Genomic DNA, 17137 nt, shown 5'->3' on the forward strand with positions numbered 1-17137 from the left:
GCCTCAGGCCACTTCCTGCTCGGACCGATGGGAGGGCGCCACCGCGACCGACGGGTCGTGGGGGTGGCGAAGAAGGAGGATGCTGATCAGGCTGACGAGCGCGATCAGCACGAAGTACGCGGTGACGGCGAGCGAGGTGCCGAAGGCCGCGAAGAGGGAGGTCGCCACGATGGGGGCGAGGCCGCCGCCGAGGATCGCGCCGATCTGGTAGCCGAGCGACGCGCCGCTGTAGCGGATGTGGGCGGGGAACAGCTCGGCGAACAGGGCGGACTGCGGCCCGGCGCAGGCGCCGAGGACGAAGCCGAGGGCGATCATCGCGACGAGCATCACGGGCAGGATCGCGGTGTCCATCAGCGGGAAGAACAGGGCCGCGACGATCACGAGGGCGATCGAGCTGACGATGTAGACGCGGCGCCGGCCGACGATGTCGGACTTGTAGGCGCTGATCGCCATGCCGGCCATCCAGAACGGGCACGAGGCGATGAGCAGGAACAGCATCGTGGACTTGTCGAAGCCCAGTTCCTTCTCTCCGTACTTGAGGACGTAGACCATGTAGGCGTAGGCGATGCCGTTGGTGGCGACGAAGGTGCCGCCGGCGAGCAGCACGGTCTTCCAGTGCTTGACGAGGACCTCGGCGAGCGGGAGCTTGACGTCCCCGGCCGCGTCCCGGCTCTTCTCGAAGTCGGCGCTCTCCTCGAGCCCGAGCCGGATCCACATGGCGACGCCGACGAGGGCGGCGCTGAGCAGGAACGGCACGCGCCAGCCCCAGTCCGCGAACGCGGCGTCGTCGAGGACAGCCGTGAGCGGCAGGAACACGAGGTTGGCGAGGAGGACGCCCGCGGGAACGCCGATCTGGGGTGCGGCGCCGTAGAGGCCGCGCTTGCCCGCGGGCGCGTTCTCGGTGGCGACGAGGACAGCCCCGCCCCATTCGCCGCCCACGCCGAGGCCCTGGACGAAGCGCAGGGCCACCAGCAGGATCGGCGCGGCGACGCCGATGGCGGCGTAGTTGGGCAGCAGCCCGATGGCGACGGTCGCGAAGCCCATCAGCAGCAGCGAGGTGACGAGCATCGATTTGCGGCCGACGCGGTCGCCGAAGTGGCCCATGACGATGCCGCCGATGGGGCGGGCCACGAAGCCGACGGCGAGGGTCGCGAAGGCGGCGAGGGTGCCGGCCAGTTCGGACGTGCCGGGGAAGAACTGCGGCCCGAGCACGAGGGCGGCGGCGGTGCCGTAGATGAAGAAGTCGTACCACTCGATCGCGGTGCCGACGAAACTGCCGAGCGCAGCCTTGCGGGCCTTGCGCTGCAGCACCTCCGGCGACGGTGCCGGCGTGGTAATCGTCATGTGTTGCTTGCCTTTCACGATGCGGCCCGCGTCACGGCGGACCGGGCAAGCATGACCCCCATCACAAGCGGTTGAAAAGCGCAACTATTCGTGCTGATACCCCGGAAATTCCGTGGTACTCCGGATCACCGCAGGTCAGGGTCTCGCGGTGGGTGTCCTTCCCGTGGACGCGAAGTGAATGAATGCTCGTGTCACCCGGCTGAGCATCGAGTCCTGATGCCACGCGACGACCACGTCGACGGAGTCGGGAACCGGATCGACGAGCGGCCTGACGACGAGCGGGAGATTCTCGTACGTCACGTCGAGCGGGGGCCGCTGCAGCAGCAGGGTCCACCCCAGGCCGCGACCGACGAAGGCCCGCGCCGTCTCGTAGTTGGAGGTGCGGTAGGCCACGCGCGGCGCGAACCCGGCGCCCCGGCACACCTCCATCGCGTGGTTGCTGCTCGGCGGCGCGTCGAGCAGCACCATCGGGTCGTCGCGCAGATCGGCCAGCCGCACCGGGCCGTCCCCGCCGGCGAGACGGTGGTTCGCGTCGAGCAGCACCGTCGGCTCGCGCGTCATCAGCGTCGCCTTGCGCCACTCCGCGGACAGTTCGAGGTCGTAGACGATCGCGAGGTCGAGCTCGCCGTTGTCGAGCTGGGTGCGCAGCCGGTTCTGGGTGTCTTCCCGGAACTCGACCCGCGCGCGCGGGAAGCGGTGGGTGAATCCGGCGAGCAGCGCGGGCAGCACCGTCGGCCCGAGGGCGGGGTAGCACCCGATGGCGACGGGGCCGGCCACACCGCCGCCCTCCCCCACCGCGTCGGCCTGCAGTTCGCTCGCCTGGTGCAGCAGCACCCGGGCGCGGGCCAGTACCGCCTCCCCCATCGCCGTCAGCTGCACGCCGCGCGCCCGCCGTCGCACGGCCAGCTGCGTCTGGAGCGACTTCTCGAGGTCGGTGAGCGCCGCGGACAGCGCGGACTGTGACAGGTGCAGCCGCTCGGCGGCGCCGGCGATCGTTCCCGTCTCGGCGACCGCGACGAACGCCGCGAGCTGGCGCATGGTGAAGTTGGGCACCGAGTCGGGACGGGTCATGCGGGCTACGGTATCGAGCGGGAGCTTTCCACCCCCAGCGGGAGGTTGTCGCCGGCGCTACTCGACGGATGGCGCAGCGACAGCCCGGTGGTCGCGACAACCTCCCGTTCCCACGGGCCCGCGCCCGTCGCGGTGCTCGGGCGGGCGCAGCAGCAGCACGACGTCCCGCCCGACATCGACTACGCGCGGCGGGGCCGGGCACCTGTGCGGTGCCCGGCCCCGCCGGTGACGCGGATCAGGCGCTCAGGTCGACGTCCTTGCTCTCCTTGACGAACCGGGCGAGGACCACGGCACTCAGGGCGCAGCCGGCGACCAGGTACACGATCACGCTGCCGATGGTGCCGGAGCCGGCGTACAGCGAGGCCACGATGACCGGGGTGAAGCCGGCACCGAGGAGGCTGCCGATCTGGTAGCCGAGGGAGGCGCCGGTGTAGCGGGCGCGGGTGCCGAACTGCTCGGCGAGGAACGCCGGCATGGGGCCGAACGTCAGCGACTGCAGGACCGAGCAGGCGATCACGAAGGCCAGCACGACCAGCAGGAAGTTGCCGGACGAGGCGAGCTGGAACAGCGGCCACGCCAGGACGACCATGCCGACGAAGCCGGTCATCATGACGGGCTTGCGCCCGTAGGTGTCCGACAGCCGGGCGGCGCCGAGGATGCCGAAGATCGCGACGAACTGGCAGATCGCGAAGGCGGTGAGGCCCTGCGACCGGGACACGCCGTTCCCGGCGGCGTAGGTGATCACGAACGTCGAGAACAGGGCCTGGATCACGAACGGCGCGGTGCACACCAGTCCGGCGAGGATCAGGGTGCGCGGCGCGCGCAGGATCGTCACCAGCGGGATGGTCTCCTTGGTCCGGTCCTTCTTCGCCTCGGCGGCGCGCAGCGCCTCCTCGAAGACGGGGCTCTCGGCGATGCGGGCCCGCACGAACAGGCCGACGGCAAGCAGGACGGCCGAGAACAGGAACGGGACGCGCCAGCCCCACGAGAGGAAGTCGTCCTCCGGCAGGAGAGCAGCGAGCGAGAGGGCGACGGTGCCGAGCACGGCGCCGGTGGGGCCACCGGCGTTGGTGAACGCCGCCGCGAAGCCGCGGTTGCGGCCCTTGACGTGCTCGAGCGACATCAGGGCCGCCCCGCCCCACTCGCCGCCGATCGCGACGCCCTGCACCGCACGCAGCAGGATCAGCATCGCGGCGCCCCAGGTGGGTATCGCCGGGACGAGGCCGATCAGGAAGGACGCCACTCCCATGATCGTCATCGACAGCATGAGCATCTTCTTGCGGCCGATGCGATCGCCGAAGTGACCGAAGACGATGCCGCCGAGCGGGCGGGAGATGTAGCCGATGGCGAAGGTCGCGTAGGAGGCGATCAGCGCGAGGCCGGGGCTGAGGTTCGCGAAGAACACGGGGCCGAACACGAGCGAGGAGGCGGTCGCGTACAGGATGAAGTCGTAGAACTCGACGGTGCTCCCGAGGTAGCTCGAGAACACGACGCGACGGATGTCCTTGTTCCGCTGCGCCGGCGCGACGATGGCGGCGGGCTCTGGGTCCGCGAGGGTCATGGTGGGTCCTTACTCTGCGAGGACGATGCTAGATCCGGTCGGCGGGGCCGCTCAGAAGGGGTAGACGGGCACGTCGCGGCTGACGGTGATCCAGCGCGACTCGGTGAACGCCTCGATGCTGTTGGCGGCACCGCCGAATCGGGCGCCGTTGCCCGAGGCGCCGAGACCACCGAACGGGATGTTCGCCTCGTCGCCGACGGTCTGGTCGTTGATGTGGGCGATGCCGGTGGGGATCCGCTCGGCGAGGGCGAGGCCCTTGCCGACGTCGCGGGTGAAGATGCCGAGCGACAGCCCGTACTCGGTGTCGGTGGCCAGGGCCACGGCCTCGTCGAGGGTCGAGAACTTCACGACGGGAGCGACGGGCCCGAACACCTCCCGGGCGTAGGCGGGGGCGCCGGCGGGGACGTCGGCGAGGACGGTGGGCCGGTAGAACAGGCCCTCGTACGTGCCGCCCGCGACGAGGCGGGCGCCGGCGTCCACGGACGCGGTGACCAGAGCGTGGATCTTCTCGAGCTGACCGTGGTCGATGATCGGCCCGAGCGCGACCTGCTCGGTGGCCGGGTCGCCGACGGGCAGCGCCTCGGCCTTGGCGGCGAGCTGCGCGACGTACTCGTCGTAGACGGACTCGTGCACGATGTGCCGGCCGGTGGTCATGCACACCTGGCCCTGGTGCAGGAAGGAACCGGCGGCACCGGCGGCCACCGTGGCGGCCAAGTCGGCGTCGTCGAGGACGACGATCGCGGAGTTGCCGCCGAGTTCGAGGTGGACCTTCTTGAGGTTGCGGGACGCGGCGGCGCCGACGGCGCGGCCGGCCGGGGTGGAGCCGGTGAAGGAGATGACCGGTACCCGCGGATCGTCGACGAGGGCGGCGCCGACGTCGGCGCCGGCGGGCAGCACGGACAGTACCCCGGCGGGCAGGCCGGCCTGTTCGAAGATGCGGGCGAGGGCCACGCCGCCGCAGACGGCGGTACGCGGGTCGGGCTTGAGGATCACGGCGTTGCCGAGGGCGAGCGCCGGCGCGACGGATCGGATGGCGAGGATCAGGGGGAAGTTGAACGGCGCGATGACACCGACGACACCGACGGGCACGCGCTTCGACATGCTCAGGCGCGGTGCCTCGCTGGGCAGGATCTCGCCGAGCGCGTGCGAGGGCAGGGCCGCGCCCTCGAAGCACTCCTGCGCCGCGACGTGCGTCTCGAGCTGGGCCTTGGGGCGCAGGGAGCCGGACTCGCGCATGATCCAGCGCTCGATCTCGTCGGCGTGCCGCTGCCACAGGTCGCCGGCGCGGCGCAGCACGGCGGCGCGTTCGGTGTGCGGGCGGGCCGCCCAGTCGCGCTGGGCCGCGACGGCACGGTCGACGGCGCGTTCGAGGTCGCCCTCGTCGGCGAGGCCGACGCTGCCGAGCGTCGCGCCGGTCGCCGGTTCGACGACCTTGATCTCACCGGCGCCGCCGGGGATCCAGTCTCCGGCGAAGATCTTTCCCTGCCAAATGGATTCGTCGAGAAGTGCCATCACGAACTCCTTGTGTACGGGTGCCGGACCGGCCGGCGGGCGAAGCGGGGCACGCGGCGGTCGCGGCCGTGAATGAGGGGACCGCCGAGGCGGCCGTGGGTGAGGACCGCCGAGGCGGCCGGACGAGGCGGCTGGACGCTCGCTCGGTGCCGGGGAGCGAGCCCTCCGTTGGCCCCTGAAGTATGGGTCACGTCACAATGGCGTGAAAAGCAGAATTAGCCGGTGATATTCCACAGGTCTGCTCAACAATGGTGACATGCGGGACCGCGGGCGGCACCGAAGCCGGTCGCCACCCGCGGATCCGGTGAACCTGCAGTTCAGGGGGTCGGCGCGACGGCGTCGAGAATGCCCCACGTGCGCAGGATCTCGGACGGGTCGTCCCGTCCGGGCACGGGAGGCGCGGCCGGCACACCCGCCGGGGTGCGCGAGAAGCGAGGCGCGGGCGCAGGTTCGGGGTGACCGTCCCGGTACAGGAAGGTGCCCCGCGCGGTGAGGTGCGCGTCGGCGGGCGCCTCGGTCATCGAAAGGATCGGGGCGACACAGGCATCCGTGTCCCGGAAGACTGCCGCCCACTCGTCGCGCGGGCGGGTGGCGAACGCGGCGGCGATCCGCTCGCGCAGATCCGGCCAGCGCCGGCGGTCCCACTGCCCCGGTAGCTCGCCGTCCGTATCGAGGCCGAGCCCCGCGAGAAGCTGCGCGTAGAAGGGTGGTTCGAGGGCCGCGACCGCGACGTGCCGGCCGTCGGAGGTCTCGTACACGTCGACGAACGGGGCCCCGGAGTCGATGAGGTTGGTGCCGCGCGCGTCCTGCCACGCGCCCCCGGCGAGCATCGAGTACGGGTTGGCCATCAGGTGCGCGACGCCGTCGACGATCGCGGCGTCGACGACCTGGCCGCGCCCGGAGCGCTGCGCCTCCCACAGCGCGGCGAGGATGCCGGACACGAGATACATTGCACCGCCGCCGAAGTCGCCGACCAGGCTGAGCGGCAGCTGCGGGGGTCCGCCGGCCCGGCCGATCGCGTGCAGCGATCCGACCAGGGCCTGATAGGTGGGGTCGTGCCCGGCGCGCTGCGCGAGCGGCCCGTCCTGGCCCCAGCCGGTCATCCGGCCGTACACCAGCTTCGGGTTGCACGCCCAGCAGTCCCCGGGACCCAGGCCCAGGCGTTCGGTGACGCCGGGCCGGTAACCCTCGATCAGCACGTCGGCCTTCTCGACCAGCGCGAGCACCGTCGCGAGCCCGTCCGGGTCCTTCAGGTCGGCATCGATCATCCGCTTGCCGCGCTGGAGGGTGTCCAGCCGCGGATCGATCGGCATGGTGAACCCGGCGCCGGCACGCTCGACGCGCACGACGTCGGCGCCCTGATCGGCGAGGAACATCGCGGCGAACGGCGCCGGTCCCAGTCCGGCCAGTTCCACGACCTTCAGGCCGGCCAGCGGGCCCGTCCGGTGTTCGGTCATCGTGATCTTCTCCTGCAGGTTCTCGGCGCCGCTAGACGCCGACGAGCTCGCCGACGGTGACGGTCTGCTTGCCCTCGGTGATGTGCGAGGCGATGAACTCCTCGTTCAGTTCGATGCCGAAGCCCGGGCCCTCGTTCGGGTAGAGCTTGCCGTCGGCGAAGATCGGCACGTTCAGGGCGATGTCCTGCGTGATCTTCTGCTCGGCGTTCTCCCACTGGTTGTTGATGATCAGCGGGCCGAGGTTCTCGTGGGTGAACTGCGACGCCCAGTTGTTGGCGATCATCAGGTGCGCCGAGGGGCTGGCCTCGAGGCCCGAGCCGATCATGCAGCCGCTCATGACGGCCATGTCGGCGAGGCGCGCCATCGTGAGCCAGCGCTGCGCCTTGAGCAGGCCACCGGCCTTCTGCATCTTGATGAACAGGCCGTCGGCGGCGCGACGTTCGATGATCTCCCGGATGTTGTGCAGCTCCTGCGCCGACTCGTCGGCGAAGATCGGCGTGTCGATGCGGCTGCGCAGGCGCGCCATGCCCTCGATGTCCCAGTGCGGGACGGGCTGCTCGATGCACTCCATGCCGTACCGGTCCAGCCGGCGCATCGTCTTCAGCGCCTGGTCGTAGTTCCAGAAGCCGTTGGCGTCGACCACGATCCGGGCGGAGTCGCCCAGTGCGGCACGGACCTCGCGGACGTTGTCCACGTCGTGGTCGGAGTTGCCGTCGGACTTGAGTTTGATCAGGCAGAAGCCCTTCTCGTGGGCCTGCACGGCCTCGGCGACCACCTGGTCGACCGGGCCGGCGGAGGCGACCCAGCCCTGCACGGAGGCGTCGGCATTCTTCCCGCCGAGCAGCTGGTACACGGGCACGCCCAGGGCCTTGCCCTTGAGGTCGTGCAGCGCGAAGTCGACGAGGGCCTTGGCCTGGTTGTTGTCGCGGACGAAGGTGTCCATCTGCCCGACGATCTTCTCGATGTTGAGCGGGTCCTGGCCGATCAGGAACGCCGGGGCGATGTGGTTCGCGATCATCGCCGTCATCGATTCCTGGGTCTCGCCCCGGTACCAGGTGGAGGTGTCGCCGCTGTCGCCGTAGCCGACGATCCCCTCGTCGGTGTGCAGCTTCAGCACGACGGAATGGATGTGGGTGATCCTGGTCCCCGGCATGAGAAACGGCTTGACCAGCGGTGTGGAGACCGGGATCAGTTCGACCTTGGTGATGATCATGCGACGTGCTCCTGAGCGGAAGAAGGGATGACGGTGGCGCCGGCGTCGGCCAGGGCCGTGAGTTCGGCGGTGTCGAGGCCGGCCTCCCGGAGGATCTCGACGGTGTGCTCGCCGATGAGCGGGGCGCGGCGCTCGACCGCGCCCGGGGTGCGGGAGAGCTTGGCGGGGATGCCGGGGACGGTGACGGCACGGCCGTTGTGCGGGTGCGTGACGGTCGGCAGCATGTCGCGGGCCCGGAAGTGGGGGTCCGCGAAGATGTCCGCGGCGTCGAGGATCGGGCCGAGCGGCACCTTGCCGCCGAGCAGCTCGATGAGTTCGGCGACGGTGCGGGTGCGGGTCCAGGCGTTGACCACCTCGTAGACGGCGTCGCGGTTGAGCCACCGGTCGTGGTCGGTGGCGAACCGCGGGTCGTCGACGAGTTCCGGCTGCCCCATGACGGCGGCGAGCTTGGCCCACTGCGGGTTGTGCGGGGCACCCAGCGCGACGACGCCGTCCTGTGCCTGCACCGTGTCGAACGGCGCGAAGCCCTGCAGCTGGTTGCCGAGCGGGCCGGGGACCCGGCCGGTGTGGCCGTAGGTGTTGACCACGACCTCGGAGATCGCGAGGACGGCGTCGGCCATGGCGACGTCGACGTACTGGCCCTGCCCGGTGCGCTCGGCGTCGCGCAGGGCGGCGAGGATCCCGAAGGCGGCGAACAGGCCCGGAACCGTGTCGCCGACACCGGAACCCACCCGGACGGGGTGCTCGGCGTCGGTACCGGTGATGGACATGAGCCCACCCATGGCCTGCGCGACGATGTCGAAGGCCGGCCAGTCCCGGTAGGGGCTGTGCCCGCCGGTCTTGTCGCCGAATCCGCGGATCGAGGCGTACACCAGGCGGGGATTGCGCGCGGCGAGGGTGTCGTAGTCGAGGCCGAAGCGGTCCATGACGCCGGCGCTGAAGTTCTCGACGAGGATGTCGGCGTCGTCGATCAGGCGCAGCAGCACGTCGCGGGCGTCGGGCTTCTTCAGGTCCAGCACGATCGAGCGCTTGTTGCGGTTGGCCGACTGGAACACTCCGCCGTAGTCGCGGGGCTCGTCGTCGGAGGCGAACGGGCCGGCGTAGCGGAGGAAGTCGCCGCGCGGCGGCTCCACCTTGATCACGTCGGCCCCCTGGTCGGCGAGCAGCGACGTGCAGAACGGCCCGGCGAGGGCCTGGGTCAGGTCGATGACCCGCACCCCGTCGAGGGCGCGGCGCCGGCTGGTTCTCATGCGGTGGCCTCCCGTCCGAGCAGCGCGCGGCCGATGACGACCTTCTGGATCTGCGGGGTGCCCTCGCCGATCTCGAGTCCGGAGACGTCGCGCAGCATGGCCTGCAGCGGCAGTTCCTCGGCGAAGCCGCTGTGGCCGTGGGCGACGATGCAGTCGCGGATCGTCTGCAGCGAGACGTCGGTGGCGTAGAGCTTGGTCATCGCGGCCTCCTTCGTGAAGGGCCTGCCGGCGTCGGCGAGAGAGAGGGCGCGGTAGGTGAGCCAGCGGGCCGCCTCGAGCTTGGTGGCGTTCTCGGCGATCGGGAAGGACACACCCTGGAACGAGGCGACCGGCTTGCCGAACGCCTTGCGGGACTTGACGTAGTCGATGGTGATGTCGAGGGCCTTGCGGGCGACTCCGGTCGACATCAGGCCGATGACCGAACGGGTGTAGTCGAATTCGCTCATGACGAGCCGGAATCCGTTGCCGACGCCACCGATGACGTACTCGTCCGGGACGAAGACGTCGTCGAGGAACACACCGGCCCGGCCGAGCGGCTTCCAGCCGGCGTCCGGAAACTTCTGCATGCTCACGCCGTCGGAGTCGAGGGGCACGAGGAAGGCGGTGACGCCGGATTCCTCCGGGGTGGCGCCGCGGGCCTTGACGAAGGTGATCATCGCCTTGGCGTGCGGGGCGAAGGTGATGGACGTCTTCTCGCCGTTGAGCTTCCAGCCGCCGTCGACCTTCTCGGCCTTGGCGCGCATGGCCATCGCGTCCGAGCCGCTGCCCGGCTCGGTCAGGCCGAGGGCGACGACGTGGCGGCCCTCGACGATGCCGCGCACCCAGTCCTTCGCGACATCGGGGGCGAGGAAGCGCTCGAGCAGCGGGCCGGTGAGGTTGTTCGTGTAGGCGAGCTGGCTGAGGTAGAAGTTCGCGTAGGCCAGTTCCTCGTGGGCGATGCCGAGGTGCGTCTTGGTGAGCACCTCGCCGATGCGGCCCTGACCGCCGTTCTCCTCGGAAACGCCGAGGCCGAGGAGGCCCTGTGCGGCCATCTTCTCGGCGAGGTCCCACGGGAACTCCTCGCGGTGGGCGCGTTCGAGGTAGCTCTCGGCGTGCGGTGCCGCGAACTCGCGGACCCACTGGGCGAACTCCTCGTGTTCCGGCGCGAAGAGGACCGGCGGATGCAGGGCGTCCGTGGCAGACATTATCGATCTCCTCGAAGTGGTTGTGAATCAGCGCTTCTCATCGGAGCCGGGAACGGAACCCGGACCGCGCGCTGCCGATCAGCGCGTCGGAACCCAGTATGTCCGCAGTCACAACCTCAGAAAAGAACAGGAATCTGCTGATCGATATGAGAAATACTCAAGAATGGTCGGCGGCGCCGCTCACAGCGCGCCCACGCGGGCCGTTGCGAACGAGATGAACTCGCGTACCACCCGGCTGAGCACCACGTCGGGACGCCAGGCGATGACCAGCCGCACCGGATCGAGGTCGGGGACGTCGATCGGCAACAGCACGATCTTCAGTCCGCCGTAGGTGCGGTTGAGCTGCGGCTGGTGCAGCATGATCGTCCAGCCCAGGCCCCGGCCGACGTACGCCCGCACGGTCTCGTAGTTCGCCGACCGGTACTCGATCCGGGGCGTGAACCCGGCCCGCGCACACACCTGCATCGCGTGTGTCGACGCCGGCGCCGCGTCGAGCAACACCATCGGTTCGTCCCGCACCGAGGCCAGCTCCACCGGGCCGGGCGTGGCCGCCAGCCGGTGCCCCGCCGGCACGACCAGTGCCGGCCGCCTCGTCATCAGCGTGGCGGTGCGCCATGCCGGTGGCAGCTCCAGGTCGTAGGTGATCACCGCGTCCAGCGCCCCGCCCTCGAGCCGCTCGGCCAGCTCGTCGGCCATCGCCTCCCGGAACTCGAGCGACACCCGCGGATGAAGCTCGGTGAACTCGGACAGCAGCGGCGGCAGGATCGTCGGCCCGACCGTCGTGTAACATCCGACGGCGAGCCGGCCGGCGAGTTCGCCGCCCGCCCCGAGCATCTCGTCCTCGATCTCGCTCGCCTGCTGCAGCAGGGCCCGCGCCCGGGCCAGCAGCGACTCCCCCGCCGGCGTGAGGTGCACGCCGTGGGCACGGCGGCGCACGCACAGCTGCGCCGACAGCGCCTTCTCGAGTTCGGTGACCGCCAGCGACACCGCCGACTGCGACACCAGCAGCCGGTCGGCCGCCGCGCTGATCGTCCCGGTCTCGGCGACGGCGACGAAGGCGACCAGTTGCCGCATGGTGAAGGCCGGCGCCCGGTCGCTGCTCATGAATCGATCATATGGGCGGTCCGCGCCGCGCCCGTCGCGGCGGTCAGGCGTCGGGGGCGGTCGTCAGCGGCACGTCGCCGCCCGGCCGCCGGCGGGGCTCCGCGACCCGGTGCAGCCCCCGGCCCAGCTTCCCGACCCCGGTGCTGCCCGCCCCGACGGCCCGGCCGCCGAGGGTGCGGGCGCTGTCGCCGAGGGCACCGCCGACGGCCCGGACCGGGTTGCCCAGCTCCGCCAGGTTCTCGGCCACCGACGGATCCTCGGCCTCGAGGGCGCGCTCCGCGGCGCTGCCGAGCGCCGCCGCGACGTCGTCCAGGTCCGCCCGGAGCCGGGCGATGTCCTTCTTCACCCGGGCGGTCGACAGCCATCGCACCAGCTCGAACGGCTTGAGCGCGGCGTAGCTCGCCAGCCGTGCGCGGGCGCGCAGCAGCAGCCCGACGTCCCGCTCGACGCGCCCGGCGAGCGTCGTGCCGATCGCCGCGCATTCGTGCTCGAGCCGGTCCGGTTCGGTGGTGCGGATCCGCGCGAGCCGCAGCCGCTGCCACAGGTTCAGCGAGTCCTCGACGAGGACGAGTAGCTGCAACGTCTCGCCGAGCCGGTCGGTCTCCACGGCCTGCTGCAGGCAGGCCACCCGGTCCTGCGCCGGAGCGTCGGCGGCGAGCCCGTCGAGCACTTCTCCGGTGTGGGCTCGCAGCCGCCCGGCCCGATCGGCGAGTACGTCGCCGAGGCCGCGCACGGATTCCCAGTCGGTGGCGCGCAGCTGCCCGGTGGCGTCCAGGAGCCCAGCCACCCTGGTCAGCGCGTTGTGGTGGTCGACGGCGTCCCCGCCTCCGGGTGCGCCGACCAGCTCGAAGATCTCCGCGGAGAACTCGTGCACCCGCGCGACGGCGGCCTCGACCGAGACGATCGCGTCCCGCAGGGCGCGGGCGACGGCTTCGTCGGCGGGACCCGGTTCCTCGATGTGCGCGTCGTCGGCCATGGCTCCATGGTGCTACGCGCGCACGACGGGCGCAGCAGGATGCTCCGTGCCGAGCAGGTGACGGATGCCGAAGCCGGTGACCAGGGCGGTCACAAACGCCATCAGCAGGCCGCCGAGCGCCCCGATCGCCACGGTGAGCCACAGCGGCTGGCCGGGCTGCCACAGCGGCGTGCACACCACGAGGAACAGCGTGAGACCGGCCAGCCACGCACCGGCCGTCCACACGATCCAGCGCCCGGCGCGCGGGAGGTGCCGACGCAGCTCGAGCCACTGCGCGACCCCGATCGAACCCAGCAACGCCACGCCGAAGAGGACACCGAGCGCGATCGGGATCGCCACCGGCCACGCGGACCACGTCTCGTAGAAGGTCGAGGGCGACATCCCCAGCAGGTAGGCGCACGCGGCGGCGACACCCGTGCCCAGCACCCAGCGCCGGACCGACATCGCCGGCAGCCGGTGCCGCAGCACCCGCGCCTGCGACCAGCCCAGCACCGATCCCTCGACGACACCGGCCACCATCAGCGCCGGCAACGCCGCGGCACTGTCGAACAGCACGGCCCCGACGACGGCGGGAACGAGGAATCCGACGAACTCCCCCGCCGTCGCCGACACCGTCCAGTCCCGCAGCAGGCTCATCGGCCGATCCCCAGCCGTGCCGCCAGCTCCGGACCGCCGACCTGCCGGACGAAGTCCGGGTCCCCGCACACCACCAGCTGGTCGCGGGCCCGGGACAACCCCACGTACAGGCGCTCGCGCGAGCGCTCCTGGGGCTGCGTCTCGTTCACCGCGAGCACCACCGCCCGGCGCTCGAGTCCCTTGAAGCCGAGGACATGCCCGTAGAAGACCTGTTCGGTGTCCCAGAAGCTGTCCCAGTACGCCGAGTTGCCCTCGGACTGGCGCGCCACCTGCTCCGGGTGCCGGCTGCCCGTCGCGAGCAGCGCGACGTCGCCGGGCCGCCAGCCCTCCTCGAGCAGGGCGTCGATCCGGTCGTCGGCCACGGCGAGCGCCTCGTCGCCGCGGCACGCGACGAACTGCACGTCGGGGCCGTCGCCGCCGAGCAGCCGCATCCGCTGCCCGACGAGCGGGCCGAAGGTCCCCGCGATCTGCCGGGTGTTGCGCAGGTTGTGGTCGAGCACCAGCGGAACCAGCGGCACCGGGGGCCGGCCCTCCCGGTCGAACACCCGCTGCGCCTCGTCGGTGAACACGTAGATGCCGCTGGTCTCCTCGTCGCGCAGGGCGGCCATGATCGGATCCCACCAGGCGTCGGCGAAGTCCTGCGCCTCGTCGACGACGACCGCGTCGAAGCGCTGTCCCTCCGGCAGCGACCGGGCCAGCTCGGTCATCTGGGCGGGCAGGTCGTGTTCCCAGAAGCGCACGGTGTCGGCGGTGCGCAGGGCCTCGTCGGGACCCTCGGCGGCCCCCCACAGCCGGCCGAGGGCGTGGAACTCGCCGACGTATGCGGGCCGCTTCTTCCGGTTCCACGTCGCGGTGATCCGCTGCAGGTACGACGCGAGGCCGTGCGAATAGCAGATCAACGCGACCCGCTGGTGCTGCTCGGCGAGGCGCCGGGCCTGCTCGAGGGCGAGGAACGTCTTGCCTGTGCCGGCGCCGCCGCGCACCTCGACCCGGGTCAGCAGTCGGGTCGCGTCGAGGATGACGGCCTGCTGCTCGGTGAGCCGGTCCGCGGCGTCCTCGTTGGCGACGGCACGCGAAACCACGTCGCGCTGCGGCAGGCCACGGCCCGCGAGCACCTCGGCGAACTGGTCGACGCCGTCGGCGACGAGGGCCGGCCGGTCGAGTTCCTGCTTGTCGAGCACCGCGCGCAGCCGTTCGGCGATGCTGCCGAGGTCGTTGCGGTCGATCACCTTCCAGCGGGGGCACTCGGGCAGGGCGAAGTCGGCGCGGACCTCGGTGTTGGGCAGGACGACGAAGTGGTCCCAGCGCAGCCGGCCCTGCGTCCAGCGGGGGTCGGCCTCGACGTAGCGGCGCAGCGCGTAGCAGGACTGCATCACCTGCCGGACCGGATCGATCGACCGGTCCTTGCCCTGCCGGGCCTGCACCCACTGGAAGCCGTCGTGCCACACCTGGCCGCCCTTGACCTCGAGGCACGCGATGCCGTGGCCCTCGAGGGCTAGGACGAAGTCGATCTCGTGGTCCTTGAGATGGTCGGTGACGCGCAGGCCCGCGGCGACGAGATCACCGTCGCCGAGCTGCCGGACGAGCGCGTCCCAGACGACGCGTTCGGCGTCGTTCGCCAACAGCGGATGCTCGGGTCTGCGGATCGGCATGCGCTCAGCTTGGCACGCGCACCCATGCCTGCTCGAGCAATGCGGTCACCTCGGCCTCGTGCCGGGCCCGATAGGCGCTGAGCACCCGGCGCGGCCGGGTCTCGTCGCCCAGGCCGACGGCGGCGGCGAAGGCCGGCGCGACGCCCTCGTCCGGCACGATCTCCGGGGCCGAGTGGCCGATGAGGGCGAGCGCCTTGCGCAGCGGTTCGGCGTTGTCGGCGACGGTGCGCAGCGGCAGCACGTCGAACCGGCCGCCGGGATGGAACTCGAGGAACATCTCGTTGCCCTCGTCCACCCCGAGGTCCTCGAGAAACCGTCGCACGCTGCCGAGATGGGGGGACGCGCCGGTCCAGCGCACGACCTGGGTGCCCAGCCGGGACGACAGGGAGACCTCGCGGCCCGGCGCGCAGCCGATGACCCCCGCGACCGCGGACGGCACCGGGAAGTCGGCACCGCGCAGGTGGTCACGCGTGGCGGTGACCCGCAGCCGCCACACGTCGCCGAGGCGGTAGAGGCGGCGGGTGCGGTGCGGCGGCTTGATGCTCACGTGGGTGCGGCGGCGCCGGCGCACCCGGCCGTCGACGATCTCGAAGTCACCGCTGCCGGCGAAGATGCGGGCGCTGGTCGGCGACACCCCGAAACGCTCGACCAGACGGTCGACGACGCGGTCCAGGTCGGCGGATCCGCCGTCGGCGTCGACGATCCGGGCGATGCGGCCGCGCACCGCGCCCGCCTCGTCGGTCTCCCATTCGCTGAGTGACCACCTGCCGTCCTCGGAGAGCGTGAACCGTTCGTCTGCGCCGATCGCGTCGATCACGGCGGCGGGACCCGCGGGGGTGCCCATGCGGTCGACGAGCTCCGCGGCCGGCAGCGGATCCCCGATCACCTCGAGAACCGCCGCGGCATGATCGGCGAACGCGGACCGCCGGGTCAGAGCGCGGCCCTCGAACATCGGTACACCGCACCGGCGCAGCCACGCGGCGAACTCCGCGGCGGGCAGGTCCCACACGACAGCGACGGCCGCGGGTTCGACGACCCCGTTCGGGGATTCGAACTCGGCGAGCAGCGCGTGGGTGCGGCGCTCGGCCTCGGCCAGGCCGGGCACGGCGACCCACCCGTCGACCACCTCGAAGCGGTCGTCGAGGCGGGCGAGAGCCCGCCACAGCGGCACGTCGAGCCCCGGGACGGGCTGGGCCAGCTCCGGCCGCAACCCCAGCATCCGGTCGAGGGCGGCGACGGGGCGCACGTCCACGCGCAGCGCCGCGAGCAGGTCGCCGACGGCGGTACCGAACGCGAAGGTCGACGGGGCGTCCGGGTCGGGCGGCTCGTCGCCGAGGACGCGGCGGCGGATCGCGTCGCGCTCGGGCGCGGACAGCCCGGCGACGTACGCGGCGAGTTCGTCGAGCGCGCGGTGGGGCGCCGGCACGGGCAGGTCACGCGCGGTCAGGGCGGCGATGCGCGCGGCGACCTGCTGGATCTCCTCGGGGGTGCCGTCCTCGAGCTCGACCCGCACCAACGGCCGGTCGGGGTCGGCGCGCAGCCCGCGCCACCGCGCGAGCGCGACGAGGTCGTCGATCAGCAGCGACAGCGCCGGCGGGAGCGTGGGGGCGTCGGTCGCCACCCGCAGCGACGCCGGGTCCCGCAGGATCGCGAGGACGAGGACGGCCTGCACGATCTGGTGCACGGTCTCCGGGCCCGCACCGCGCACGGAGAACAGGGCGGCGGGCGTGTAGCCGAGCAGGCCGGCGGTGGTCGCCGCGCGGGGCAGCCGCGCGACGGTGGCGGCGGCGCGGGTGCCGAGCCCGAGCGCCGCGACGGGGACGTCGACGGTGTCGGCGATTCCCGTGGAGAACGCGAGATCGGGGTGCTCGGTGACGTAGATGCGGGCCAGTTCCCCACAGATCGCCACGACGTCGGCGGAGGCGGCGGTCTCCGCCGGGGACCGGCGTTCCCACCAGCGTTCGTCGGGGACGAGGGCGGCCAGTTGCGCGTTGCGGGCCGAGCCGTACCGGTCGAGCCACGGCATCAGGTCGAGCCAGACGTACTCGCTGAGCATCCCGGGGGACAGTGCAGTCGACCACAGCGACACGACCCGGTGCTCCTCTTCGATGCGCGACAGGCGACCGCGGTCTCGTGCGGAACGCCCGTCGGGGACTCTACCGGCCGGCGGTCCGGCC

The 17137-nt window shown here is 71.8% G+C and carries 13 protein-coding genes; all 13 read right to left on the reverse strand.

Translation table 11 applies throughout. From position 1 onward, the window contains the following. Nucleotides 1-3: 3 nt before the first annotated feature. On the reverse strand, nucleotides 4-1344 hold the full coding sequence (locus OCS65_RS19975) for an MFS transporter (protein WP_006939122.1): 1341 nt from the start codon (nucleotides 1342-1344) through the stop codon (nucleotides 4-6). A 135-nt stretch (nucleotides 1345-1479) separates the two neighbouring features. Beyond that, complete coding sequence (locus OCS65_RS19980; RefSeq protein ID WP_006939123.1) at nucleotides 1480-2415, reverse strand: LysR family transcriptional regulator; 936 nt, start codon at nucleotides 2413-2415, stop codon at nucleotides 1480-1482. 235 nt (nucleotides 2416-2650) lie between these two features. Further along, a complete protein-coding gene (locus OCS65_RS19985) occupies nucleotides 2651-3976 on the reverse strand; it encodes an MFS transporter (protein WP_006939125.1) in 1326 nt (441 codons plus the stop codon). A gap of 51 nt (nucleotides 3977-4027) precedes the next feature. Further along, nucleotides 4028-5488, reverse strand: a complete 1461-nt coding sequence (locus OCS65_RS19990) for a benzaldehyde dehydrogenase (protein WP_065922799.1) — start codon at nucleotides 5486-5488, stop codon at nucleotides 4028-4030. Between the two features lie 317 nt (nucleotides 5489-5805). Then, on the reverse strand, nucleotides 5806-6945 hold the full coding sequence (locus OCS65_RS19995; protein WP_263507482.1) for a CaiB/BaiF CoA transferase family protein: 1140 nt from the start codon (nucleotides 6943-6945) through the stop codon (nucleotides 5806-5808). Between the two features lie 31 nt (nucleotides 6946-6976). Then, on the reverse strand, nucleotides 6977-8158 hold the full coding sequence (locus OCS65_RS20000) for a mandelate racemase/muconate lactonizing enzyme family protein (protein ID WP_006939130.1): 1182 nt from the start codon (nucleotides 8156-8158) through the stop codon (nucleotides 6977-6979). Then, the gene (locus tag OCS65_RS20005) at nucleotides 8155-9408 is read right to left on the reverse strand and encodes a CaiB/BaiF CoA transferase family protein (protein WP_263507483.1); all 1254 of its coding nucleotides are present in this window, start codon (nucleotides 9406-9408) and stop codon (nucleotides 8155-8157) included. The genes OCS65_RS20000 and OCS65_RS20005 overlap by 4 nt, the downstream gene beginning before the upstream one ends. Continuing rightward, a complete protein-coding gene (locus OCS65_RS20010) occupies nucleotides 9405-10592 on the reverse strand; it encodes an acyl-CoA dehydrogenase family protein (protein ID WP_050034903.1) in 1188 nt (395 codons plus the stop codon). Before OCS65_RS20010 ends, OCS65_RS20005 begins: the two co-directional genes overlap by 4 nt. Nucleotides 10593-10772: 180 nt before the next feature. Next, complete coding sequence (locus OCS65_RS20015; RefSeq protein ID WP_263507484.1) at nucleotides 10773-11696, reverse strand: LysR substrate-binding domain-containing protein; 924 nt, start codon at nucleotides 11694-11696, stop codon at nucleotides 10773-10775. A gap of 43 nt (nucleotides 11697-11739) precedes the next feature. After that, entirely contained in the window at nucleotides 11740-12672 is a 933-nt protein-coding gene (locus tag OCS65_RS20020) for a hypothetical protein (protein ID WP_006939145.1), read from the reverse strand. A gap of 12 nt (nucleotides 12673-12684) precedes the next feature. Continuing rightward, a complete protein-coding gene (locus tag OCS65_RS20025; protein WP_050034902.1) occupies nucleotides 12685-13308 on the reverse strand; it encodes a hypothetical protein in 624 nt (207 codons plus the stop codon). Beyond that, entirely contained in the window at nucleotides 13305-14960 is a 1656-nt protein-coding gene (locus OCS65_RS20030) for a nuclease-related domain-containing DEAD/DEAH box helicase (protein WP_029542569.1), read from the reverse strand. Before OCS65_RS20030 ends, OCS65_RS20025 begins: the two co-directional genes overlap by 4 nt. Nucleotides 14961-14964: 4 nt before the next feature. Then, complete coding sequence (locus OCS65_RS20035) at nucleotides 14965-17049, reverse strand: hypothetical protein (protein ID WP_050034901.1); 2085 nt, start codon at nucleotides 17047-17049, stop codon at nucleotides 14965-14967. Nucleotides 17050-17137: the final 88 nt, after the last annotated feature.

Origin of the sequence: Rhodococcus aetherivorans, from assembly GCF_025722975.1 — a bacterium.
GTDB classification, from domain to species: domain Bacteria; phylum Actinomycetota; class Actinomycetes; order Mycobacteriales; family Mycobacteriaceae; genus Rhodococcus; species Rhodococcus aetherivorans.